Source organism: Chitinibacter sp. FCG-7, from assembly GCF_040047665.1.
Classification (GTDB): Bacteria; Pseudomonadota; Gammaproteobacteria; order Burkholderiales; family Chitinibacteraceae; genus Chitinibacter; species Chitinibacter mangrovi.
Map to the genome: position 1 here is coordinate 2,601,825 of NZ_CP157355.1, position 22,254 is coordinate 2,624,078.

Below are 22,254 nucleotides of genomic sequence, written 5' to 3' on the forward strand. Positions count from 1 at the left end.
AAATGGCCGCTTCCAATATTTTAAGCCCCGACCATCTGGTCAATTACATCGACGACGCTGCGCTCAGCAAAGCCGCGCTGCGCCCTCCGCGCTTGCTGGTGATGGCCTTTCTGGGCGGGATTTTTATTTCGCTGGGTGCTTTGCTGGCCGTGGTGGTGGCAGGGGGCGCGACCAAACTGCTGGCAGAAAACCCCGGGCTGGATAAATTGCTGTTTGGCGCCGTTTTTCCAATCGGCTTTATTGCGGTTGTGCTCACCGGGGCGGATCTTTTTACCTCCAATTGCGCAACGCAAATGGTGCCCTGGTATCGCCGTAAAGTGCGCCTGCAGGAAGTGGTGCGGGTGTGGGGCGTGTCTTATCTGGGTAATCTGTTTGGCGCATTGTTTGCTGCCTGGGCGTTTGCCTATATGACTGGCCTGCTCAGCGCCCATCAACCCTGGACGGCCTACATTATCAATCTAGCCGAACACAAAGTTCACCAGCCGTTTCAGGTGGTCTTTATGAAAGGCGTGCTGGCCAATATGCTGGTCTGTGTGGCGGCCTGGCAAGGCTATTCGGCCAAGGATACGCTGGGCCGCATGGTGGGTATCTGGGCGCCGGTCATGACTTTTGTTGCACTGGGCATGGAGCACAGTATTGCCAATCTGTTCTTTATTCCAGCGGCGATTCTGGCCGGAGCTGATCTGGCGGTGGCTGATTTTGTGACGCTGAATCTGATTCCGGCCACGCTGGGCAATATTGTGGGCGGCGCTTTGCTGATCGGCTTGCCCTACGCCTGGCTGTATTCCGAAACCGACGGCAAGATTAACAACCCGACGGATATCGACTTGCCATGACCCCGAATATTCGCCCAGAGGCAGAGCAGTATCATCCGTTCTCGGTCCTGATGCACTGGCTGACGGTGCTGCTGGTGCTGGGAATCGTACTGGCGCTGGGGCTGGCGCAATGGTTTGGCCGTGGCAGCAGCGCCCATGCGTTCTGGCTGCAGGCGCATTCTGTGCTGGGGCAAATGACCTTCGGCGTGAGCCTGCTGCGTTTGCTGGTGCTGAACCACTATGGCGCGCCTGCGCCGTGCGGCGAGGATGAAGCGCAGGTGCTGGTGGCTAAAGTGATGCACGCCTTGCTGTATGGTCTGATCGGCTTTCTGGCCTGTAGCGGCGTGTTGCTGAGTGTGGCCTATCTGGCCGGGCAAAGTGTGCTGGGCATGACGGTACCGATGACGCTCAACCCGCAAGCCATGGGTTTTGTGCGCCAACTGCATGTGCTGGTGGCCATGGGGTTTGTGTTTATTGCCCTGGCGCATGGCCTGTATGCCAGTGCCATGCATTACTTTGCCGGGCGCGTGGCTTTGCGTCGCCTTGCTGTGCGTGATTTAACCGTGGTGGATGCAATTGCAGCGCCGCAGATTGATGCGCACTACATCCAGCTAGAGCAGGAGCGGGCCTAGTCGGCGTTATGGCTAAAACGGTCAATCAGCGTTTTCTGGCCATTGTGTTTGGCGCGATTTCAGCGCTGATTCTGATCGGGCTGATTGGCGTGCTCAGCACGCAACGCATGGCCGACGATCTGGAGTTTACTGACGAAAGTATTATCCGCAGTCTGGCCATTCTTTCCGGGATCGAGCGTGATTTTCTGCTAATTCGCGTGAACGCTTTGTATCATCTCTCGTACGCCGAGACGGCAAAAAAAGCGCCGCATGAGGCCACGATCCGGCGCAATATCACCGAAACCCAGAGCTTGCTCGAAGAGTATCAGCGCACTTTGGTGGTTAATCCGCGCGACAAAGAGCTGATCGAGCAGGATATCCGGCTCTTTAAGGTGTATCTGGCTGCGCTGGAAAAAGTGCTGCACCATTCCAATGCCAATCAGCGCGAAGCCGCGGTTGTGGTGGTCGAAAGCGAGTGGAAACCTGCCGGTGAGAGTCTGACCACGGCGCTGGCGCAGCATGCCCACTTCAAAGAGCAATTTGTCGAGCAGGCGGTGCAGCGCTCGATGCAGTCAGGGCGTCGCCAGACCTGGATGATTATCTTGCTAACGCTACTGGGAGTGGCAGGTGTGCTGGTGGCGGCGTATTTCTTTCGCAAGAGTCTGGCCGCCACCGCCCAGCCGCACTGATCGGACGATCAGTCTGGAAGACTAGTTGGCTTCGCGTACTTCAAAATCATGCGTAATCGGTACGACTTGCCCCAGCATGATGGAGGCCGAGCAGTATTTCTCAGCCGAGAGCTTGATGGCCCGCTCAACCACTTCAGGCTTGAGCGCTTTGCCCGTCACGATAAAGTGCAGATGAATCTTGGTAAATACCTTAGGATCGGTCTCTGCACGCTCAGCATCCACTTCGACGACGCAATCGCGCACATCCGCACGGCCTTTTTTCAGGATATGGATCACATCGTAAGTCGAGCAGCCGGTCATGCCCATCAGCAGCATTTCCATCGGTCGCGGCCCCAGATTGCGGCCACCTCCGCTTGGTGGGCCATCCATCAGTACGGCGTGGCCCGATTCCGATGTCGCCAGAAAACTTACTTCCTCTACCCATTTGACACGAACTTTCACGTATTTCTCCTTTTGGCCTTACGCGGCGGTTTGATCGGTGGTTTTCATATTTTAACGGTAAATCAATTCCGATGCCTGTAGATCTGCGCCGACTCTTTTTGGTGCGCCCGTTTATCGCGTTGCACCAAATCCGCTTGCCTTACGTGGATATGTCATAGATAATCGGCGGTGACATCAGGCCTGCTTGGTGTCGTCTCCTCCATCCTCCATTTTTGGTGGATTTCGCGCAATCTGGGTCAAACTGGATTGCGTTTTTTTTGCCCCTGTCCCGTATCTGCACACCAATTGAATAAACTCTTTGACAGGGTGCTCACTTCTTCGTTAGAATTCTCGACTTTCTCAAAATCAAAAACGTGGACTAGCAGTCATGAAAACCTTTTCTGCCAAGCCGCACGAGGTGAAGCGCGAGTGGTTCGTTGTGGACGCCACAGACTTAGTGCTGGGCCGTCTCGCTGCCGAGATCGCCAAACGCCTGCGTGGCAAACATAAAGCTGAATACACCCCGCACGTCGATACTGGCGACTACATCGTTGTGGTAAACGCAGACAAGCTCCGCGTTACTGGCGATAAAGCTACATCGAAAAAATACTACCGTCACACGGGTCACCCAGGTGGTATCTACGAGCGTACCTTCACTGAAATGCAAAACAAATTCCCTGGCCGTGCTTTGGAGTTTGCTGTTAAAGGCATGCTTCCAAAAGGTCCATTGGGCTACGCAATGATCAAGAAGATGAAAGTTTACGCAGGCAGCGAACATCCGCACGCCGCGCAAGAACCTAAATCTCTTGCTATCTAAGCAGAACTAAAGGAATTGCATCATGGTAGGTAAATACAACTACGGTACCGGTCGTCGCAAGAGCTCAGTAGCTCGTGTGTTCATCACCAAAGGTACTGGCAATATCGTGGTAAACGGTAAAGATCTGGATCAGTACTTCGCTCGCGAAACTGGCCGCATGATCGTTCGTCAGCCACTGGAAATCACAAGCAACCTCGAAGCTTTCGATATCATGGTAAACGTAGTCGGCGGCGGTGAATCTGGCCAAGCTGGTGCGGTTCGTCACGGTATTACTCGTGCTTTGATCGAATTCGATGCAGCTCTGAAGCCAGCATTGAAATCAGCAGGTCTGGTTACTCGTGACGCTCGTGAAGTTGAGCGTAAGAAAGTCGGTCTGCGTGGCGCGCGTCGTCGCAAACAGTTCTCAAAACGTTAATTCGTTTTTGGGTTCTGCAGAAAAGCCATCCTTCGGGGTGGCTTTTTTATTGCCTGCTGTTTTTGCATTTCTTTCACCCTTACGCCTCGGTTTTGCGCCTCACACCTCACACCTGACTCCTTTTTTGTTTTATGATCGTGCTGATATTTACTGAGGATAAAGGCATGATCAAAGTAGGGATTGTTGGCGGTACGGGATACACCGGTGTTGAATTATTGCGACTCTTGTCGCGTCACCCTGATGTAGAGCTGCGTGCTGTTACTTCGCGCAAGGAAGCCGGCATGAAAGTCGCGGAGATGTTCCCTAGCTTGCGCGGCCGTGTCGATATTGCCTTTTCTACGCCTGAAGAAGCCTGCCTGACCGAGTGTGATGTGGTGTTCTTTGCCACGCCGCATGGCGTTGCGATGGCGCAGGCGCGCGAATTATTGGAAGCGGGCGTTAAAGTGATTGATCTGGCGGCGGATTTCCGCCTGAAAGATCCGGTCGAATTTGCCAAATGGTACGCGATGGAGCACAGCTGTACCGATTTGCTCGCTGAAGCGGCATATGGTTTGCCAGAAGTGAATCGCGACGCGATCAAACAAGCTCGCCTGATCGGCATGGCCGGCTGCTATCCGACTTCAGTCCAGCTTGGCCTGCTGCCATTGATCGAAAATGGTGCAAAACTCATTGAAACGAGCGGCATTATCGCCGATTGCAAATCCGGCGTTTCCGGCGCGGGCCGTAAAGCCGAAGTCGGCACGCTGTTTGCTGAAAGCGCAGACAATTTCAAAGCCTATGGCGTCAAAGGTCATCGTCACTCACCCGAGATCATGCAAGGCTTGAGCGCCATTCATGGCGCACCAGTTGAGCTGACTTTTGTGCCACACCTGACGCCGATGATTCGCGGTATTCACTCGACGATTTACGCGCGTTTAACCGAGGCGGGCAAAGCGGCCGATATTCAAAAACTGTTTGAAGAGCGCTTTGCAGGCGAGCCTTTTGTCGATGTGATGCCAGCAGGTTCATGCCCGGAAACGCGTTCAGTGCGCGGCAGCAATACCGCACGCATTGCGGTGCACCGCCCCGGTAACGGTGATTTGCTGGTGATTCTGGTGGTGGAAGACAATCTGGTGAAGGGCGCTTCGGGTCAATCAGTGCAAGTGATGAACCTGATGTTTGGCCTGCCAGAGCAGCATGGTCTGGACGTAGTCCCTTTGTTGCCATAATCGGGCATGCCGATCAAGCGTTTATATCGGGCTCACCGGGCGCGGCTTACTGCCGCGCCGCTGGCGCTACGGCCGCAAGACAGCTGGCGACGCATATTGCTTCGGTGGGTATTGCTCGCTAGCCTAATGCTGGCAATGCTTGTAGCCGGATACTGGCTGGGGCAGCGTCAGCTGCTCACCTTGCAGGCGCAGGTGCAATCCGAGCATCACTCCTCGACGCAAAAAACACAGGCGCAGATTGCTTCCCTGGCGGCGCAGTCGGCCTTGCTTGCGCAGCAAGTGACCATTCTAAGCTCCGAACGCGATGCCCTGGTGCGCCAGCAGAATCAGGCGCAGCAGGATCTGTCGGCCATGCGTGAGACGGTCTCGTTTTTTGAATCGCTGCTGCAAAGCAATGATCGCGCGCGTATCGCCAATTTTGTGGCCTGCGACTTGCAAGCCATCGAGCCGGGGAAATACCGCTACCGCTTGCTGTTGGTGCAGGGGACGAATCGTACTGACGAACTGCTTGGCCGCCTGCAGGTAAATTTGCAATATCTGGATGCGGGCAAGAAAGGCCGGATCAGTCAGGGGCTTGATCCGCTGATTCCGGTGAAAGCCAAGCACTACGCCAAGCTGGAAGGCGAGCTAGCTCCGCCCGCTGGCGCAAGCAACTTGCTGATGGATGTGCAGTTTTTTGGTGAAGAAGGGAATCAGGTTCAGGCCAGTTGCCAGAAAAAAATCTAAGGAGACGGTATGTTTAGCAAGAAAAAAGGCAGCACCAAAATTGATAGCCTGATTGGTCACGGCACCACTTTGACTGGCGATGTGCAGTTTGCCGGTGGTTTGCGCGTTGATGGCATTATTGTTGGGAATGTAAGCATGGCTGACGAAAAAAATGGCACGCTGGTGATCAGCGAAAAAGCACGAATCGAAGGCAAGGTGCAGTGCAGCCATCTGATTCTGAATGGCGAAATCCGCGGCCCGATTGAAGTCAGTCACTATGTCGAGCTGCAGGCCAAATCACGCATTGTGGGTGATCTGGCGTACAAGACGCTGGAAATGCACCCGGGCGCGGTGATTGAAGGGCATCTGGTTCATGTACACAATGGCAAGCGCGAAGAAGTATCGCCTGCCGACGTGCCGCGCACCGAGCCGAAAAAAGCGTAAATTTGTCTCGGCGGTGCAAGCTGCAGATTGACCTTGCCCGTGTTCGAGCGGATAATCCATAGTGTTTTAGTCAACTATTATTTCTTCGGAGCTGTAATGACCACCGAAACCGACATGCCCCTACCGTTTGTTTTCACCGATAACGCTGCTGCGAAGGTGAGCGAGCTGATCGCCGAGGAAGGCAACCCAGATCTGAAACTGCGCGTGTTTGTAACGGGCGGTGGCTGTTCAGGCTTCCAGTATGGCTTTACCTTTGACGAAATCGTTAACGAAGACGACACGCCAATCAGCAAAAACGGCGTTACCCTCCTGGTTGACCCGATGAGCTACCAATACCTCGTTGGCGCGGAAATTGATTACGTGGAAAGCCTGGAAGGCTCTCAGTTCACAATCAAAAACCCGAACGCACAATCAACTTGCGGCTGCGGATCGTCGTTCTCGGTATAAACCAGAGCGGGCTTGCCGATAGTAAAAAGCGACCAGAGCTGGTCGCTTTTTTTATGCAGAAAGGAAAACCATGGCGCAATTGGCTTTGATGTCGCTGAGTGAAGCGAGCGAGATTCCCCCGGTGGCTCATTGGCTGGATCAGGCGCAGCAAGAGCGGCTGGTCAGAATCAGCCATCCGGCCCGACAAAGGCAATTTTGCGCTGCGCGGCATCTGGCAATCAGTTTGCTTGAGGGGCAAGGCCTCGAACCTGCGTTGCTGACGCAAGCCAGTGGTCGTCCGCAGGCCGTGAATTGGCCGGCCCCCAATGGTTTGTCATGGTCACATACCGCCGCTTGGGCAGGCGCGGCTTTGGGTAAGGGTAGGGTAGGGATTGATATTGAATCCATCCAGCTCAGACGCAATGCGCTGGCGATTGCCGGGCAATATTTCTCCGTGCGGGAGTGCGCCGCGCTGCACGCGAGGGCTGGCGAGGCGCAGCTGAGTCTCTTTTATCATATGTGGGTGGCCAAAGAGGCCTTGTTAAAAGCGCTGGGGACAGGCCTGGTCGGCGGCCTGAGCCGTTTTGAGCTGTTGCCGGATGAAGGCGGCTGGCGATTATTTAGCGCTGATCCGGTGTGCTGGCACTTGGCCATCTGGCATTTGCCGGGCCAGGCCTTGTGCGCTGTGGCCAGCGATACCGCCCAGAGCTGGAATGTGCCGCATGATTTTGCCCGGCTGCAGTTACAGATTGTGGCAGAGGCGTGCTGATCAGCTTAGCAAGCTCACCGGATGGCTTCTATAACGCTTGTATTGCAGCGTTTTTTGACAAGGCAGACATCATGGTTGAGATACCCAAAGGCGGCTCTGCCGCACAAAATCCGGATTTAAGCTGGAGCCAAGTGCAAGAGACCATATTGATGCTGGGGATTGTGGTGGCCCAGATTCGCCACGCCATGGAGGACAGCAGCAGCTCGCTCAATCAGCTGGCGACCTCGTTCTCCACCACATCCGAACAAATTCACGCTTTAAAAAGTGATTTGATTGAATTTGTCCATCAATTGCCTGATGACTTAAACCTCGAAGAGCGCGTCACACAAATTAGCGAGCAGAATATCAAATCGGTGGTGGCATTCCAGTTTTATGACCGGCTTTCGCAGCGGCTGGAGCATGTCTGCGGCACGTTGAGCGCGCTAGCGGGGCTGGTTTCCGATCGTCAGGCGATGTTTGTGCCCGCCGAGTGGTTAAAACTGCAGGAAAGAATCCGTTCGCAATACACCATGGAGCAGGAAAAAATCCTGTTTGACGCCATCTTGCGCGGCGTTGCGATCAACGAAGCGATCGAGCTGGCTGGCAATGTGAGGCTGCTTGAATCGAGCGAGCTGGACGACGGCATTGAATTTTTTTAAGCCCGTTGGAGAATGTGGCCATCAGTGCCCGGCGGGGCAGCACTGACGGCCAGAGTCCGTTTTAGAGCAGACTAAATGCAATCATTCCGACCGCCGCACCGGTGCTACCCAGAATGGTTTCCATCACCGTCCAGGTTTTCAGTGTTTGTGCTTCGCTGGCACCGGTAAATTTGCCGAATAGCCAGAAGCCCGAATCATTCACATGGCTTAATACAATCGAGCCACCCGCGATACAGATCGACAGTGCCGCCAGTTGCGCTCCCGAGTAGCCTGCCAGCTCGATGACTGGCAAGACTAGCCCCACGGTTGTCAGGCAGGCGACGGTGGCTGATCCCTGAATCACCCGCACCGCTGCCGCCAAGACAAAACACGCCAGAGCAATTGGCAGGCCCGCGCCGATCAGCGCATTCCCTAGCGCTGGGCCGACACCTGAATCAACCAGTACTTGCTTAAACACACCACCAGCACCAGTCACCAGCAGGATAATCCCTGCCGGTTGTAGCGCTGCGCTACAGACTTCCATCACTTTTTCCCGGCTCATGCCACGGCGTAGCGCCAGGCCATAAATGGCCAGCATGCAGGCCGCCAGAATCGCGGTGAAAGGATGGCCGATGAGCTGCAGCCACGGATAGAGCGCGCTATCGCTATCAATAAAACGCGCCACGATGGTTTTGAGCCCCACCAGAATCAGCGGGAACAAGACCAGTGCGATGCTAAAGCCAAACGACGGCATCTGGCCTTTGCCAAGGCTGGGCTCGCTCACATCGGCGGGCAAAGCCAGCGTGACATGCTTGCTGATAAAGTTGCCAAACAGCGGCCCTGCCAGCAGCATGCCGGGAATCGCGGCGGCCAGACCCAGTACAATCATCCAGCCAAAATCGGCCTTCATTTGTGAAGCGAGCAGCATCGCCGTTGGGCCGGGGAGTAAAAAGGCTGCCGAGGCGGCCACACCGGCAAAGAGCGGAATGGCCAGCTTGATCACATTGCCCCCGGTGCGGCGCGCCACAGCAAACACCACGCCGATCAGCAGCACAATCGCCACGTCAAAAAACAGCGGCAGCGTGCAGATTAGACCCGCAATCCCTAGTGCATAATTGGCGCGGCTATGGCCAAATTGGTCGAGCAATTTGACGGCAATCTGATCGAGTGCGCCGGTTTCATGCAGAATTTTGCCAAACATTGCGCCTAGCGCGACGACCACGGCCAGAAAGCCCAGGGTGCCACCCATGCCTTTTTGCATGGTATCGGCAATTTTATCCACTGGCATGCCGGAAAAAATCCCCGCGCCAATCGACACCAGCATCAGCGCGACAAAAGCGTGCAAGCGCGCTTTCATCACCAAAAATAGCAGCAACAGCACCGAACCCAGCGCCGTGAAAATCAGAGTAAAAGTATCCATGATCTTATTCCTGTGACTGAATGGCCAAACGGGCTGCGGCGGCGACATCGGCCAGCGGCGGCGCGATGTCGATGCGAACTACATCGGGTTCGCTCGCATCCGGGCGTTCCAGCGTGACAAATTGTGATTGCAGCATGCCTGCCTTTTGAAAATGTCCTTGTCGGGCTTGCAAACGTGCGGCAATGAGATCGTATTCGCCATCCAAAAACAGGAAGCTCAGATTGGGATTGCCTTGCCGCAGACGATCGCGATAGGCCTTTTTGAGCGCCGAACACACAATCAGCGACACCGGATTGGTGCGCTGCATGGCAAAGGCGGCGTCGTTCAGCGCTGCTAGCCACGGCGCGCGGTCATCGTCATTGAGCGGCTGGCCCGAGGCCATTTTTTCGATATTGGCGCGGGGATGCAAGAAATCGCCATCGAGCAATGCAGCGTTCAGCTCGTGCGCCAGCCGGGTGGCCAGCGCTGATTTGCCGCAGCCCGAGACGCCCATCAGGACATAGATTCTGGATTTTACGGGGTTCATATTCGACTCCAAGCGAAAATGTTACTGGTAACATGTTATGCGTAACATTTTGCGCTATTCCAGTTTGTAGTGGCAATAGCTTTTGCTACATTTTTGACCAAAATCAGACTAGGGGTTGTACTTAGAGCAAATCAGTGTTCTGAATTTTATGGGGTATATTGCTGAAGGTGATATTTTTATTGCCTTGCAAAGCAATACACTGTTGGGTATGTGGTGCGGTCTGAAGAGCGCTAAATGCTGCCGCCGAGAAACAGCTCAAAACCGAGGTCTTGCACGGGCGCGGTGAATGTCTCGCCGTTGATACGGGCAATCAAGCGCTGTGCCGCGCTGCGGCCGATGGCATGCCGCGGCGTGATGACGCTGGCCAGCTGCGGTTGCAGTGCCAAGCCAATATCCAGATGGTTAAAGCCAGCAATGCTGATGTCGTCTGGCACGCGCAAGCCTTGCGCCTGCGCGGCGAGCAAGGCACCGGCGGCAATATCGTCATTGGTGCAGAAAACGCCGTCGAGCTGTGGTACAGCCAGCTGCGCGCGGGCGAGCAATTCGCCGCCCAGACTGAATGTTGAAGCGGCATTGGTGTGAATTACATGGCTGGGTAAACCTGCCGCATCCATGGCCTGCCGATAGCCGCTTTCGCGCATGCGCGTGCGCTGATCCAGCCGTGCTGCCAGATACACAATCTGCCGCTTGCCACGCGAGAGCATGGCGTAGACCATGGCGGCCGCTGCCGCCCGGTGATCTAGACCCACGGCCTGATCAATCGGACTGGCGGGTAGATCCATCATTTCAACCACCGGAATGGCTGCGACACCTAGTATTTTCAGCGCTCGCTCGGTGTGATTCGATTCGGACAGAATTAGGCCGTCGATATGAAACGACAATAATTGCGCAATTTGTTCGGCTTCGCGCTCGGCATCGTAGCCGTAATGGCCGTACAGCACGTGGTATCCCGCTGGCACGGTGACTTCTTCAATGCCTTGTGCCACGGCGGCAAAGACTTGATTGGACATCGAAGGTAGTAGGACGCCGATGGCACGGCTGCGATCATTGGCCAGCATTTCTGGCACGCGGCTGGGGATGTAGCCCAATTGCGCCATTACTTCGGCAATTCGCGTGGCCGTTGCGGGGGCAACCAGTTCCGGGGCGCGCAAATAGCGGCTGATGGTCATTTTGGAGGTGCCGACCAGATCGGCCACGTCCTGCATCGAAGGCCGGCGATGTTTATCGTTCATGCGTTCAGACTCGTGCGCTGCAGACCGGGCAGGCGGGGTCTTTTTTGTAGCGCATTTCGCGCCAGCGCGCCGTACGGGCGTCGTACAGCTGTAGCCTGCCGTGCAGAATATCGCCGCAGCCGGTGATCACTTTCAGCGTTTCTGCGGCCTGTGCCGCACCGATAATGCCCACCAGTGGGGCAAAGACGCCAAAGGTGGCACAGGGGCTGTCGTTGGCTTCGCCTTCGTCGCCAAACAGGCAGTGATAGCACGGGGCATCGGCCATACGCGGATCAAAGGTGGTGATCTGCCCGTCAAAACGCACTGCTGCGCCTGAAACCAGCGGTTTTCTGGCCTGTACGCTGGCGCGATTGACCGCATGACGCGTTTCAAAATTGTCACAGCAATCGACCACCACATCGGCGGCCTGTACCAGATCCAGCAGGCGCTGCTCGTTGGCGCGTTCGCCAAGCGCATGGATGGTAATGTCGGGGTTCAGTGCGCTGAGCGTTGCCTTGGCCGATTCGGCCTTGTTGCTGCCCACGCGTGCCTGAGTGTGGACAATCTGGCGCTGCAGATTGGTTAGATCTACCTCGTCGTCGTCGATGATAGTTAGCGTGCCGATGCCGGCGCTGGCCAGATACAGCGATAGCGGCGAGCCCAGCCCGCCCGCGCCGATAATCAGCACATGCGCGGCGCTGATTTTCTCCTGCCCTTCGATACCCAGCTCGTCGAGCAGAATATGGCGGCTGTAGCGCAGTAATTTGGCGTCATCCAGCTCGATGCGGGCGCTGCGGGTCGGGCAAACTGTCATGGTAGGGCCGCTACAGAAGTTGAAAAAGTTGAAGCCCTGATTATAACCATCAGGGCTTCGCTTGGCTTAAGCCATATCAAGGTGGTGCATGCTCTCTTAAAGATAGCGGCGCAATTCTTCCGGTGTTTCGTCATGATCACCGTGCGGGTGCTTTTCCCAGACTTTGACGTAGATATCGCGGCTTTTGATATTGTGCTCAGGAATCGCGCGGTTGTCGTAATGAACTTCTTCACAATAATGCGCCAGCGCGCGTTTGATTTTTTGCAGGATGCTGTTGTCCAGATGAAAACCAGCTTCTTGCAGGCGGGTTTCTAGCTCAATCAGGGTGTGCTCATCGATATGGTACTGCACCGAGATGCGGTTTTGGCTGGCGAAAACCTGGCTTTCAACGCCGGGGATGCGATTGAGCAGGCGGGCGGCCTGGCTGGCCTGATCCAGAGGCTGGGCACTGAATACAATTTCGCGGTGCTTGATGTCGTCGTGATGTTGTTTCATGTTGCGCCCCCTCGATAAGTCTTATCGTTGTTTTAGATTAAACCTTTTTCGGGCTTTGTGCAGCAGGTTTTTGCTTGGTAATGGTGTTGGCTCGCAGCGATACTTATTTGACGATGGGTAGGGTATTGCCTCGTAGATTAGGTTGGATATGCTCTGCAATGAAATACCCCCTATAGGGCTGCGCCGTATAGGGGGTAGGGGTGAAGCTGCTGGATAATGCCAGACTATTTGCTGGCAGGTTTGCTCAGCAGTAGATGTTGCACTTTGAGCACGTTCAAAGCCTGCTGCAGCTGGTAATCCGATTTGGATGCCAGCTCGCGTGGATTTTCTTCGCTCTCTGCACTGCTAGCGGCTTTGGCTGCCGGTTTGGCGGTGGCTTTTGGTGCTTCGCTTGGTGCCGGGCTGGTTTTGCCGGCCTCTTTGTCGGTCGGGTTATCCAGATGGCGGCCCAGATCGGCTTCGCGCAAACGGAAACCGTTGTCTTCCTTGCCATTGAGTGTTGCTTCTTCGGCTACGATATCCGGTGTAATGCCTTTGGCCTGGATCGAGCGGCCATTTGGCGTGAAGTAGCGGGCTGTGGTGAGTTTCAGCGCGCTCTTGGCGTCAATCGGCAAGATGGTTTGCACCGAGCCTTTACCAAAGGTTTGCGTACCGACAACCAGTGCACGTTTATGGTCTTGCAGCGCGCCCGCGACAATCTCGGAAGCCGATGCTGAGCCGCCATTGACCAGCACCACCACCGGTACGGTTTTCACGTCTTTAGGCGTGTTTTTAAAGTAATCCTTGCCGCTGTCGCGCTGATAATACTGCGGGCTGGCCGTCAGCTTGATTTTGGCATCGGCAGTCCGCCCTTCGGTATAAACAACCAGTGCGTCTTTGGGCAGGAAGGCGGCAGATACGCCGACCGCGCCATCGAGCAAGCCGCCCGGATCGTTACGCAGATCCAGCACCAGCCCTTTCAGGGGCGTTTTGTTTTCCTTGTACAGCGCTTCAATAGCCAATGCCAGGTTTTCCGTGGTTTTTTCCTGGAACTGGGTAATACGGATATAGCCATAGCCCGGCTCGGCCAGTTTGGATTTCACGCTCTGGGTTTTGATAATCGCGCGTTTTAGCGTCATCACCAGTGGTTTTGGTTCGCCTTTGCGCAAGATGGTCAGTGTCACCGTCGTACCTGCTTTGCCACGCATTTTTGACACGGCGTCGTTGAGCGACAGGCCCTGTACTTGCAGATCGTCAATTTTGACAATGTAATCGCCCGTTTTGATGCCGGCGCGATAAGCTGGTGTGTCTTCAATCGGCGAGACAATCCGCACCAGCCCGTCTTCCATATTCACTTCTAGGCCCAGGCCGCCAAATTCGCCTTGGGTATTGACCTTGAGGTCTTTAAACGCTTCTTCGTCCAGATAACTTGAATGTGGATCAAGACCGCTAACCATGCCTTTGATGGCTTCGTTGATCAGCTTTTTATCTTCAACGGGTTCGACATAGCTTTGCTTGATCAGGCCAAATACCGTTGAGAAAGCGCGCAATTCATCAATCGGCAGCGGATTGCTGCTGGCTTCTTTGTCTGCAGTGGCATTGAACGACAAGCTCAAAACGGCGCCGAGACCGGCTCCCGCAGCCAAAAGACTTACTTTTTGCCAGCGGCTATAGGGTTTGTTGGACATCCCGGGATTTTCCTATTTGTGTTATTTGGCCCACTGCAATGGGTCGAGTGGACGACTGTTTTGGCGGATTTCAAAGTATACGCCAGATTCTGCCATGCCACCGCTGTTGCCGACGGTGGCGATGACATCACCCGGTTTGACGGTGTCGCCAACGCGTTTCAAGACACTTTCGTTGGCGCCATAAAGACTCATATAGCCGCCGCCATGGTCAATAATCAGCAAATTACCAAAACCACGCAGCCAGTCGGCAAAGACTATCCGTCCGCTGGCAATGGCATGCACAGACTGGCCGCTGCCAGCCTTGATCATCAGCCCTTTCCAGCTACCACCTTCGCCACGTGGCGCACCAAACCGTCCAATTACCACGCCTTTCACCGGCAAACTTAGCTTGCCTTTGAGTGAGGCAAATTTGGCCCCTGCTTGTGCCGGATCGGGTAGTGCGTCATTGACGCTGGCGACTTCTTCTTTAGGGGCCGGCTCTGGCGTTGGTGCCGGTTTGCCAGCCGCTTTGGCTTTTTGCTCGGCTTTCGCCTGCCGTGCAGCGCGTTCAGCTTTGGCCTTGGCCAACTGCTCGGCCCGTTTTCTGGCTTGTTGTCGCTGTATTTCCAGTTGACGTGCACGCGCTGCTTCTTGCTGACGGATCAGGGCATTAAGGCGCTCGGTGAGCTGGGTCAGGCGTTTCTCATCGGCGGCGAGTTTTTGAATCTGGTTACGCTGCGTGGCGATTTCTTTGGAGAGCTGGTTCACGACCGCTTTCTTTTCCAATTGCTCGCTAAGCAACTGCTGACGCTGGCGTTGCTTGTTATTAGCGATTTCCTGCAGCTCGGCATTTTTTTGCTGGATTTGCTCGGCCAGTACATTAAGTTCGTTCAGCTGACTTTCCAGCTGTTGCGCCAGCTGCTGTTGCGAGCGCGCAAGATGCTTGTAATACGTCAGGTCGCGGCTGAGCTGATTGGGGTCTTTCTGATTCAGTAGCAGTCGCCAGGCTTCAAGCTGGCCTAGCTTGTAGCGGCTTTTAAGTAAATCACCCAGACGCTGCTGGCTGGCACGGATGTTGACCCGGGTACGGGCAATATCGGCCTCCAGTCTGGCCAGCTCATTGCTGGTCAAGGCGCGTTCGTGTGCCAGCTCGTTCAGGACACGGTTGGCTTCGGAGATGGATTGTTCGGATTGTTTTAGCGCGTCGGCAGCTTCATTGCGCGAGGATTCGTTCTGGCTGAGATCTTTTTGTAGCTGCTGAATCTGATTGCGCAGATCTTTGAGCTCTTCCTGTTTGGCGGCTCGCTCAGAAACGGTCGCCTGGGTCACTTTACTGGCCGCAGGGGCCGCAAAGCTGCCCGTGCTGGCGATCAGGCAGGTGAAAAGCAGCGAAGCAAGTAAACGTACACGCACAACTTAGACTCGGGATACCGACAGAGTGCATCACTTTACTTGATTCGCTGCATTCACTAAACCCAAATTATGTCATTTACAGAAAATTGATCAGTGATTGACCGGTCATCTCTGTCGGTTGTTCCAGGCCCATCATGGCCAGCAATGAAGGTGCGATGTCTTTGAGTGCGCCACCCGGTGAGAGGCGGGCAGGGCGACCGATATAGCAGAACGGTACCAGATCGGTGGTGTGTTGCGTATGTGGCTGGCCTGAGTTCTTGTCGAACATCATTTCGCAATTGCCATGATCCGCGGTGATCAGCACCTCGCCACCGATCGCCAGTTGCGCCGCAACGACACGGCCTACGCATTCGTCCAGTGCTTCAACGGCTTTGACGGCCGCATCAAAAATACCACTATGACCCACCATATCACCATTGGCATAGTTACAAATGATGGCCGCGTACTGCTTGCTATTGATTGCAGCGATCATTTTGTCAGTGACTTCGGCGGCTGACATTTCCGGTTTCAAGTCATAGGTCGCGACCTTAGGCGATGGCACCAGAATGCGGTCTTCGCCGGCGAATTCTTTCTCTTCGCCACCCGACAGGAAGTAAGTGACATGCGGGTATTTTTCGGTTTCTGCAATCCGCAGCTGTTTCAAGCCCAAGCTAGCGATGTATTCGCCAAAACCGTTTTTCACTTTTTCTTTGGTGTAGGCTACCGGATGGCTGTAAGCCGAACCGTAGTCTGTCGCAGTGCAGAAATAGGCAAATTTGGGCTGGCGTTGCGGATGCTCAAAGCCGCCAAAGTCCGCTGCGGTCAATGCTGTAGTGAGCTGACGGGCACGGTCGGCACGGAAATTCATAAAGATCACCGCATCGCCATCTTCCATGCGCGTCGGTGTGCCGATCACCGTGGCTGAAACGAATTCATCGTTTTCATCGCGTTTATAGGCGTTTTCTAGTCCGTCAATTGCGCTCTCTGCGCTATAAAGGCCGATACCATCAACGATCAGTTTGTATGCAGGTTCTACACGTTCCCAACGGGTGTCTCTATCCATCGCCCAGTAGCGGCCGACAATCCCGACGATGCGGGCGTTATTTGCATCACAGACAGTTTGCAGGCGCTGCAGGTAGAGTTCGGCGCTGCGCGGCGGCGTATCGCGGCCATCGAGGAAGGCGTGGATGCGAATGTCTTTCACGCCAGCCTGACTTGCTGCTTCGATCAGGCCAAACACGTGATTTTCATGGCAATGAACGCCGCCATCGGACATCAGTCCCATAATGTGCAGCGCTTTGCCACTGGCTTTAACGCTATCAATTGCCTGTTTGAAAACCGGATTGTTGCCTATTGTTTTGTCGGCAACGTCACAGTCGATACGGCTGATGTCCTGTTGCACAATACGCCCCGCACCAATATTGAGGTGACCCACTTCAGAATTGCCAAATTGGCCAGCAGGCAAGCCGACGAACTGCTCGGACGCATTAATCGTTGTAAATGGATATTGCGAGAACAGACGATCAAAATGATGCTTGCGTGCATGCAAGATGGCATTGTCATCGCCGCCAGTGCGGTAACCAAAGCCGTCAAGAATAAGAAGTAATACGGGAGTGATTTGTTGTGGCATGACAAAGTCCTATGGTGATTCGCGCCGAACTTGCTAAAATAGTTGCGGTCCTAGGTTGCGAATAGTTTTCAAACACGGTTAGTATTCTAACTCAAGCTGATGTTGGATCGTCGTAATTTGGCACAAAGCTGATTCGGCTCAAGTCTGAGAGGGTCTGTTGACGTTTGGTTTACGAATCCCGTTTAAGCTGATTTTGGCCTGAAACAAGGCGCGAAAACCGAAGCATAGCCATTCTATGTAAGGTTTTCGCAACGCAGGATCAGGCCAAAAGCAGCTAAACCCTTCGGGCTGGGCGATTTTCGCGGCGACTCTGCGTTGTTTCGTGCTTGTATAGCGGGCTATACGTCGCACAAAACGTCTTGATTCGCCACGAAACTCGCGCCAGCGGGATCGCAAACCAAATGTCATCAGACCCTGAGCATAATAAATAAAAGAATTGAAAATGATTGAATCAATTGAAGAGATGGATGATGAGCACATCGACCAGGCATCACGGGCGATGAAGGCAATGTCGCACCCGCTGCGCCTGAAGATTCTGTGCGTGCTGGCCGATCAGGAAGTGAGCGTGCAGGATATTGTCGAGCGGGTTGGCACGACGCAATCAAATATTTCGCAGCACTTGGCGCTGATGCGGGAGAAAGGCGTTTTGCGCACGCGCAAAGACGCGAACCGGGTTTATTACCGTGTGGGTGATATCCGCACGCTGGTGGTGATTGCGATGCTGCGGGATGTGTTCTGCGGCTTCTAGGCTTTTCGAGTCCCCCACACCCACCAGCACACACATACGCCCTTAGCGGGCGTATTTTTTTATCTGTGCTTCCAGTTGTTCATGGCTGATTTTGCCTAGCTGCTGGGCAACCTGCTTGCCTTTGGCATCAAAAAATACGGTAAAAGGCAAGCCGCCTTGTTGATTGCCCTGTTGCCGCATCATATTCATCGCACTATTGCCGCCGATCAGAATGGGGTAGTTGACGCCCAGCTCTTTGGCAAAACGCGCGGTTGGCACTGGTTCATCAATCGCAATCCCGACAAATTGTACGGTTTTGCCATATTTTTTCTGCAGTGCGATCATCTCGGGCATTTCCTGCCGACATGGTCCGCACCAGGTAGCCCAGTAGTTCACGATCAGCATTTTTCCCTGCCATTGAGCAAGTGCTTGCGTTTTGCCCTGTGGGTCGGGCAAGCTCATGCGCCAGAATGGATCGGCGGCCTGACTTAAGGGTGAACAAAGTAGCGCCAGTAACAAAAGCCATTTTTTCATATTTGATGAAACCTTAACAAAGCTGAGTGGTGCACGATATGGATTGGTTGTTGCTCAAGGTGGCCAGAAATTGTGGCGCATCCTGAAAGCCAATCACCTTGTTTTTGATTTCAAAGCCCTGTGGGCTGTAAAAAATCAGCGCTGGTGGCCCGTACAATTGATAGCGGGCCAGTAGTGCAGCGTCGGCGGCGGTGTTCTGTGTAACATCAACCCGCAAGAGTTTGTGATCTTTCAGCGCGGCTTGGACAGCCGGTTGGCTCAGCGTTTTGCGCTCGAATTCAATACAGCTCACGCACCAGTCTGCATAAAAATCAATCATCACAGCCTGGCCTTTGGCCGCGAGCAAAGCCTGATCAAGCTCGGCATTGCTACGGACTGTTTTAAATGCCAATTGATGAGGTGCTTCTATACCCAGGTGGGGTTCCCATAGTGGACGCGAGACCCAGAGCGCCATAGCGAGCAATACTATGCCAAAAATAATTTTAACGCCTTGCATCACCTTGCCGGACACTTTGGGCAGAATGGTCGAACCGAATGCGCCGATCGCCAGCAGCGGCAGCCCCAGACCCAAAGCCATGCTGTAGAGCGCTGCGCCGCCGAGCCATACATCGCCGGTTTGGCCGATGTATGCCAATGCTGCCGCCAGCGGTGGCGCAATGCAGGGGCCAATAATCAGTGCCGAGAGTAACCCCATGAGTAGCACGGAAGTCCATTTGCCGCCCGGCAGCTTCATGCTGGCGCTATTTAAACGGCTCTGCCAGCTGCTGGGCAGCTGAACGCTGAAAACGCCAAACATGGCCATCGCCATGGCGAGGAAAAACAGCGCAAAAGCTGCAATCACCCACGGTTGCTGTAGCGCTACGACCAGCAAAGTGCCTGTGGCTGCGGCAGCAACGCCGATGGCTGTATATGAAATGGCCATGCCTTGCACATAGACAAAACTAAGGCTTAAAGCGTGCCAGCGTTTTACGGGCTGATGCCCGATGACAATACCTGAGACAATCGGGATCAGCGGATACATGCACGCCGTTAGCGCCAGACCGATGCCGGCCAGGAAGAAAATACCCAGTGTGCCAAAAAAACTACCCCCGAAAAACGCTGACTCGGGGGTATTGCTGCTGGTGTTACTGTCGGAACTGGCGCCAAACAGCGCTTTGAGCGCGGGGGTTTTGCTCTCCCCCAGCTTGAGTATCTGGGTTTGTGGTGGGTAGCAGATGCCGGCTTCCGCACAGCCCTGAAATTTGATGGTGAATGCCTGCTGTTTTGATATTGCCTGTGGGCTAGTGAGTTTGACGATCAACTGATCATGAAAAACGGCAACCTTGCCAAAGCTCGGGTCATCCTTGATTTCGCCTTTGGGTAGCTGGGTTTTGATCGCTAGGGGAGTAGCACTAACCTGAATGCGATCCCGATATAGATAATAGCCGGGGGCAATGGCAAAACGCAGCTCGACCGTATTGGCATCCAGTTGGACGATGCTGGGTTTAAAGGCTTTTTCTGGTGGTAAAAATTCCGTATTGCCCCAGGCAAGCATTGAAAAAAGTGCCATCAGCAGGCAAGTAATAAAACGCGACATCATTGAGTGGAGCCTTGTTCAACACCGTTGCTTTCCTGAGCCAGCCAGGCCAGATAATCCGGCGCTCCCGCAACGATGGGCAGCGCAATAATTTCGGGTACATCGTAAGGGTGATGCTCAAGCAGCCATTGTTCCAGCTGCGGATACATCGCCAGGGTGGTTTTGATCATCAGCGGAACTTCCTGTGCGGATTCGATTCCACCCTGCCAGTGATAAACAGACTGTACCGCGCCCATTTGGTTCACACAAGCGGCCAGCCTTGCGGTAATAATGCCCTTTGCCAGCGTTTGCGCGCTGGTCTGGTCGGGGCAATTGCACCATACTACGAGCGATTGAGAAGGAGTATTCATGCCGTATTTAGTTTTTGCCAGCGTGCTGGCTTATCCGTTTCTTGAAATCATGTCGCTGGTCTGGCTGGCAGACATGGTTGGGGTTGTACCGACCTTGCTCGCCGTTCTGCTCAGCTTTGGCCTGGGTGTCCTGATGCTGCGTCACCAGCGCTTGGGCATAGGCTTAACGTTGATGAATGACATTCGTAGTGGCCGTTTGGGCCTGCATAGCCTGTTTAGCGTGGCGCGTTATTATATTGCCGCTGTGCTATTGATTATTCCCGGGCTGATGGGCGACGTTATCGCGTTGATTTTACTCCTGCCCTGGGGAAAATCAGCGCCAGCGGTCGGATCGGCTAGCCCTTCACAAGAAGGTGTGATCGACGGCGAGTATCGCCGGGTTGATCCGCAAAATCAGAATGACTATACCCAGCGACGTATTGACCGCTAAGACATAGTGTGTAATTGATTTAGAGATATACCCCTGTTTGCGTGGTTGATTGGGTAGCCAGAGCTACCCAATCTGCCTGCGTAATCAATAAGCCCACCGCCTGACTATCTACTACAACCTTCGATTGCCTAAAAACTAGCCGATGAGTTTGACGCCCTGCAGGATATAGGGCTCAAGCTGGGCGATCACCACGCTGAGCACCAGCTGGATAAACAGCAGCAGCAGCATAGGGGAAATATCAATCCTGCCAATCGGCGGAATGATCTTCTGAATCGGGCGTAAAAACGGCGCGGTCAGGCCTGTGAGCATCGGCATCAGCGGATTATACGGCGCCAGCCAGCTCATCAAGACCTGGGCAATCACCGCGGCAAACAGCAGATAGAATGACATTTTGACCAGCTCCAGCGTCGCTGACAAAACCAGTGCCAGCACCGACGAGCCGGAATAAAAATCAAATGGCCAAGGCGTGATAGCCAGCAAAACCGAATGCATCACCAGCGCGGTGATCCAGGCCAGTGCCAGGCTGGTGCTGTCGTAACCTTTGAACGACGGAATCAGCTTGCGCACCGGCAGTACCAGCCAATTGGTCAAGGCCAGCACAAACTGGCCCAGCGGGTGACGAAACGAGACTTTGGCTGCTTGCAGATAAAACCGTGCCAGCAGCAGCAAAATCAGGAACTCAAGCAGATTGCGGATCAGAAAATCCAGAACGCTGGTCAGCATGCTCCACCTCTTTGGGTTGACGGCTTAGGGTTCGATATCACGGCCAAGTTCTTCGCCCAGCTCGCGCGAGCGGGCGGCGGCGGCGGCGGCGGCAGAAATGATCGTGGTACGCACTTCGCTGTATTCCAGCGCCTTGATGGCGCGCTCGGTGGTGCCGCCTTTTGAGGTGACTTTCTGTTGCAATGTACCCGCGTCATCGTCCGAGCTGAGCGCCAGTTTGACTGCGCCAGCAAAGGTTTGATACGCCAGTTTGTGCGCCACATCCGGCGCAAAGCCCTGTGCACGCGCTGCAGCTTGCAGTGCTTCCATGAAATAAAACACGTAAGCGGGGCCGCTGCCGGAGATGGCGGTAATACCATCAATCTGGTGCTCGTCGTCAACCCAGACCTGTTCGCCAATCGACGACAAAATACGATTGGTCAGCTTGCGATCTGCCTCGTTGACCGCTTCGCTGGCGTAGACGCCCGAAATCCCAGCTTGCACTAGGGCAGGGGTATTGGGCATGACGCGAATAATACGTTGGTGTCCATCCAGAAACCGGGAGAGGGTATCGACACGAATCCCGGCAGCAATCGAAATCACTAGCGCATTGCCGATCTGGGGCAACACCTCGGCAGTCACTGCCTTGAATTGCTGGGGCTTGACCGCAAACAGAATGGCCGTGCTGGCCGGAATGGCCTCGCCGGGGGCTGATGTTGAAATGCCGTATTGTGCGGTCAGTTCGGCCCGCTTGGCTTCGTTCGGCTCAACAACATGAATTTCGCTGCCGCTAAATCCTTGCGCCAGCATGCCGCCAATCATGGCGGTGGCCATATTGCCGCCACCAATAAAGGTAATGATCATT

Annotated in this window: 27 protein-coding genes; 13 read left to right on the top strand and 14 right to left on the bottom strand. The window is 54.5% G+C overall.

Features of this window, described 5'->3' with window-relative positions:
* The first annotated feature begins 2 nt into the window (after window positions 1-2).
* From ABHF33_RS12265 to ABHF33_RS12275, 3 genes are read left to right on the top strand one after another with little or no spacing between them, the layout of a single operon-like run.
* Window positions 3-836, top strand: a complete 834-nt coding sequence (locus ABHF33_RS12265; RefSeq protein WP_348944223.1) for a formate/nitrite transporter family protein — start codon at window positions 3-5, stop codon at window positions 834-836.
* Entirely contained in the window at window positions 833-1,447 is a 615-nt protein-coding gene (locus tag ABHF33_RS12270; RefSeq protein ID WP_348944224.1) for a cytochrome b/b6 domain-containing protein, read from the top strand. Before ABHF33_RS12265 ends, ABHF33_RS12270 begins: the two co-directional genes overlap by 4 nt.
* A gap of 8 nt (window positions 1,448-1,455) precedes the next feature.
* On the top strand, window positions 1,456-2,115 hold the full coding sequence (locus ABHF33_RS12275) for an MCP four helix bundle domain-containing protein (protein WP_348944225.1): 660 nt from the start codon (window positions 1,456-1,458) through the stop codon (window positions 2,113-2,115).
* Window positions 2,116-2,136: 21 nt separating this feature from the next.
* On the opposite strand, the gene ABHF33_RS12280 is transcribed toward ABHF33_RS12275, so the two are convergent.
* Window positions 2,137-2,556, bottom strand: a complete 420-nt coding sequence (locus ABHF33_RS12280; RefSeq protein ID WP_157669699.1) for an OsmC family protein — start codon at window positions 2,554-2,556, stop codon at window positions 2,137-2,139.
* Window positions 2,557-2,923: 367 nt separating this feature from the next.
* Here ABHF33_RS12280 and rplM point away from each other — a divergent pair, with 367 nt between their 5' ends.
* The 8 genes from rplM to ABHF33_RS12320 all read left to right on the top strand — a co-directional run bounded on the left by rplM (window position 2,924) and on the right by ABHF33_RS12320 (window position 7,957).
* On the top strand, window positions 2,924-3,352 hold the full coding sequence (gene rplM, locus ABHF33_RS12285) for a 50S ribosomal protein L13 (RefSeq protein WP_157669698.1): 429 nt from the start codon (window positions 2,924-2,926) through the stop codon (window positions 3,350-3,352).
* A 22-nt stretch (window positions 3,353-3,374) separates the two neighbouring features.
* The gene (rpsI, locus tag ABHF33_RS12290) at window positions 3,375-3,767 is read left to right on the top strand and encodes a 30S ribosomal protein S9 (RefSeq protein ID WP_157669697.1); all 393 of its coding nucleotides are present in this window, start codon (window positions 3,375-3,377) and stop codon (window positions 3,765-3,767) included.
* 164 nt (window positions 3,768-3,931) lie between these two features.
* A complete protein-coding gene (argC, locus tag ABHF33_RS12295; RefSeq protein WP_348944226.1) occupies window positions 3,932-4,975 on the top strand; it encodes an N-acetyl-gamma-glutamyl-phosphate reductase in 1,044 nt (347 codons plus the stop codon).
* A 126-nt stretch (window positions 4,976-5,101) separates the two neighbouring features.
* Window positions 5,102-5,701: a DUF6776 family protein gene (locus tag ABHF33_RS12300; protein WP_348944227.1), complete on the top strand. Its 600-nt coding sequence runs from the start codon at window positions 5,102-5,104 to the stop codon at window positions 5,699-5,701.
* A gap of 9 nt (window positions 5,702-5,710) precedes the next feature.
* Window positions 5,711-6,124, top strand: coding sequence for a bactofilin family protein (locus tag ABHF33_RS12305; RefSeq protein ID WP_157669694.1), 414 nt, complete (start codon window positions 5,711-5,713; stop codon window positions 6,122-6,124).
* A 96-nt stretch (window positions 6,125-6,220) separates the two neighbouring features.
* Complete coding sequence (gene erpA / locus ABHF33_RS12310; protein ID WP_157669693.1) at window positions 6,221-6,571, top strand: iron-sulfur cluster insertion protein ErpA; 351 nt, start codon at window positions 6,221-6,223, stop codon at window positions 6,569-6,571.
* Between the two features lie 70 nt (window positions 6,572-6,641).
* On the top strand, window positions 6,642-7,319 hold the full coding sequence (locus ABHF33_RS12315) for a 4'-phosphopantetheinyl transferase superfamily protein (RefSeq protein WP_348944228.1): 678 nt from the start codon (window positions 6,642-6,644) through the stop codon (window positions 7,317-7,319).
* Between the two features lie 71 nt (window positions 7,320-7,390).
* The gene (locus tag ABHF33_RS12320; protein ID WP_348944229.1) at window positions 7,391-7,957 is read left to right on the top strand and encodes a hypothetical protein; all 567 of its coding nucleotides are present in this window, start codon (window positions 7,391-7,393) and stop codon (window positions 7,955-7,957) included.
* Between the two features lie 61 nt (window positions 7,958-8,018).
* On the opposite strand, the gene gntU is transcribed toward ABHF33_RS12320, so the two are convergent.
* The 8 genes from gntU to gpmI all read right to left on the bottom strand — a co-directional run bounded on the left by gntU (window position 8,019) and on the right by gpmI (window position 17,070).
* Complete coding sequence (gene gntU / locus ABHF33_RS12325) at window positions 8,019-9,356, bottom strand: gluconate transporter (RefSeq protein WP_348944230.1); 1,338 nt, start codon at window positions 9,354-9,356, stop codon at window positions 8,019-8,021.
* Window positions 9,357-9,360: 4 nt separating this feature from the next.
* The gene (gntK, locus tag ABHF33_RS12330; RefSeq protein WP_348944231.1) at window positions 9,361-9,882 is read right to left on the bottom strand and encodes a gluconokinase; all 522 of its coding nucleotides are present in this window, start codon (window positions 9,880-9,882) and stop codon (window positions 9,361-9,363) included.
* Window positions 9,883-10,112: 230 nt separating this feature from the next.
* The gene (locus tag ABHF33_RS12335; protein ID WP_348944232.1) at window positions 10,113-11,114 is read right to left on the bottom strand and encodes a substrate-binding domain-containing protein; all 1,002 of its coding nucleotides are present in this window, start codon (window positions 11,112-11,114) and stop codon (window positions 10,113-10,115) included.
* A 4-nt stretch (window positions 11,115-11,118) separates the two neighbouring features.
* Entirely contained in the window at window positions 11,119-11,907 is a 789-nt protein-coding gene (locus ABHF33_RS12340) for a HesA/MoeB/ThiF family protein (RefSeq protein ID WP_348944233.1), read from the bottom strand.
* Between the two features lie 96 nt (window positions 11,908-12,003).
* Complete coding sequence (locus ABHF33_RS12345) at window positions 12,004-12,402, bottom strand: hypothetical protein (protein ID WP_348944234.1); 399 nt, start codon at window positions 12,400-12,402, stop codon at window positions 12,004-12,006.
* A gap of 224 nt (window positions 12,403-12,626) precedes the next feature.
* Window positions 12,627-14,069 (bottom strand): S41 family peptidase, encoded by a 1,443-nt coding sequence (locus tag ABHF33_RS12350; RefSeq protein WP_348944235.1) that lies wholly within the window; start codon window positions 14,067-14,069, stop codon window positions 12,627-12,629.
* A gap of 21 nt (window positions 14,070-14,090) precedes the next feature.
* Window positions 14,091-15,461, bottom strand: coding sequence for a murein hydrolase activator EnvC family protein (locus ABHF33_RS12355; RefSeq protein WP_348944236.1), 1,371 nt, complete (start codon window positions 15,459-15,461; stop codon window positions 14,091-14,093).
* Window positions 15,462-15,537: 76 nt separating this feature from the next.
* The gene (gene gpmI / locus ABHF33_RS12360) at window positions 15,538-17,070 is read right to left on the bottom strand and encodes a 2,3-bisphosphoglycerate-independent phosphoglycerate mutase (protein ID WP_348944237.1); all 1,533 of its coding nucleotides are present in this window, start codon (window positions 17,068-17,070) and stop codon (window positions 15,538-15,540) included.
* Window positions 17,071-17,512: 442 nt separating this feature from the next.
* Between gpmI and ABHF33_RS12365 the strand changes: the two genes are divergently transcribed.
* On the top strand, window positions 17,513-17,818 hold the full coding sequence (locus ABHF33_RS12365; protein ID WP_157669682.1) for an ArsR/SmtB family transcription factor: 306 nt from the start codon (window positions 17,513-17,515) through the stop codon (window positions 17,816-17,818).
* A 42-nt stretch (window positions 17,819-17,860) separates the two neighbouring features.
* Here the strand turns inward: ABHF33_RS12365 and ABHF33_RS12370 are convergent, their stop codons facing one another.
* Genes ABHF33_RS12370 through cutA form a run of 3 tightly spaced genes read right to left on the bottom strand, consistent with a single transcriptional unit; the run spans window position 17,861 to window position 20,257 of the window.
* Window positions 17,861-18,331, bottom strand: a complete 471-nt coding sequence (locus ABHF33_RS12370; RefSeq protein WP_348944238.1) for a TlpA family protein disulfide reductase — start codon at window positions 18,329-18,331, stop codon at window positions 17,861-17,863.
* A gap of 13 nt (window positions 18,332-18,344) precedes the next feature.
* A complete protein-coding gene (gene dsbD / locus ABHF33_RS12375; RefSeq protein ID WP_348944239.1) occupies window positions 18,345-19,910 on the bottom strand; it encodes a protein-disulfide reductase DsbD in 1,566 nt (521 codons plus the stop codon).
* Window positions 19,907-20,257 carry a divalent-cation tolerance protein CutA gene (gene cutA / locus ABHF33_RS12380; protein WP_348944240.1) on the bottom strand — a complete coding sequence of 117 codons (351 nt, stop codon included), beginning with the start codon at window positions 20,255-20,257 and terminating at the stop codon, window positions 19,907-19,909. The genes dsbD and cutA overlap by 4 nt, the downstream gene beginning before the upstream one ends.
* On the opposite strand from cutA, the gene ABHF33_RS12385 reads away from it, so the two are divergent.
* A complete protein-coding gene (locus ABHF33_RS12385) occupies window positions 20,256-20,687 on the top strand; it encodes an FxsA family protein (protein ID WP_348944241.1) in 432 nt (143 codons plus the stop codon). The two genes, cutA and ABHF33_RS12385, sit on opposite strands and share 2 nt — an antisense overlap.
* Window positions 20,688-20,822: 135 nt before the next feature.
* On the opposite strand, the gene ABHF33_RS12390 is transcribed toward ABHF33_RS12385, so the two are convergent.
* Complete coding sequence (locus tag ABHF33_RS12390; protein WP_348944242.1) at window positions 20,823-21,410, bottom strand: YggT family protein; 588 nt, start codon at window positions 21,408-21,410, stop codon at window positions 20,823-20,825.
* A gap of 24 nt (window positions 21,411-21,434) precedes the next feature.
* The gene (proC, locus tag ABHF33_RS12395; protein WP_348944243.1) at window positions 21,435-22,253 is read right to left on the bottom strand and encodes a pyrroline-5-carboxylate reductase; all 819 of its coding nucleotides are present in this window, start codon (window positions 22,251-22,253) and stop codon (window positions 21,435-21,437) included.
* Between the last annotated feature and the right edge of the window lies 1 nt (window position 22,254).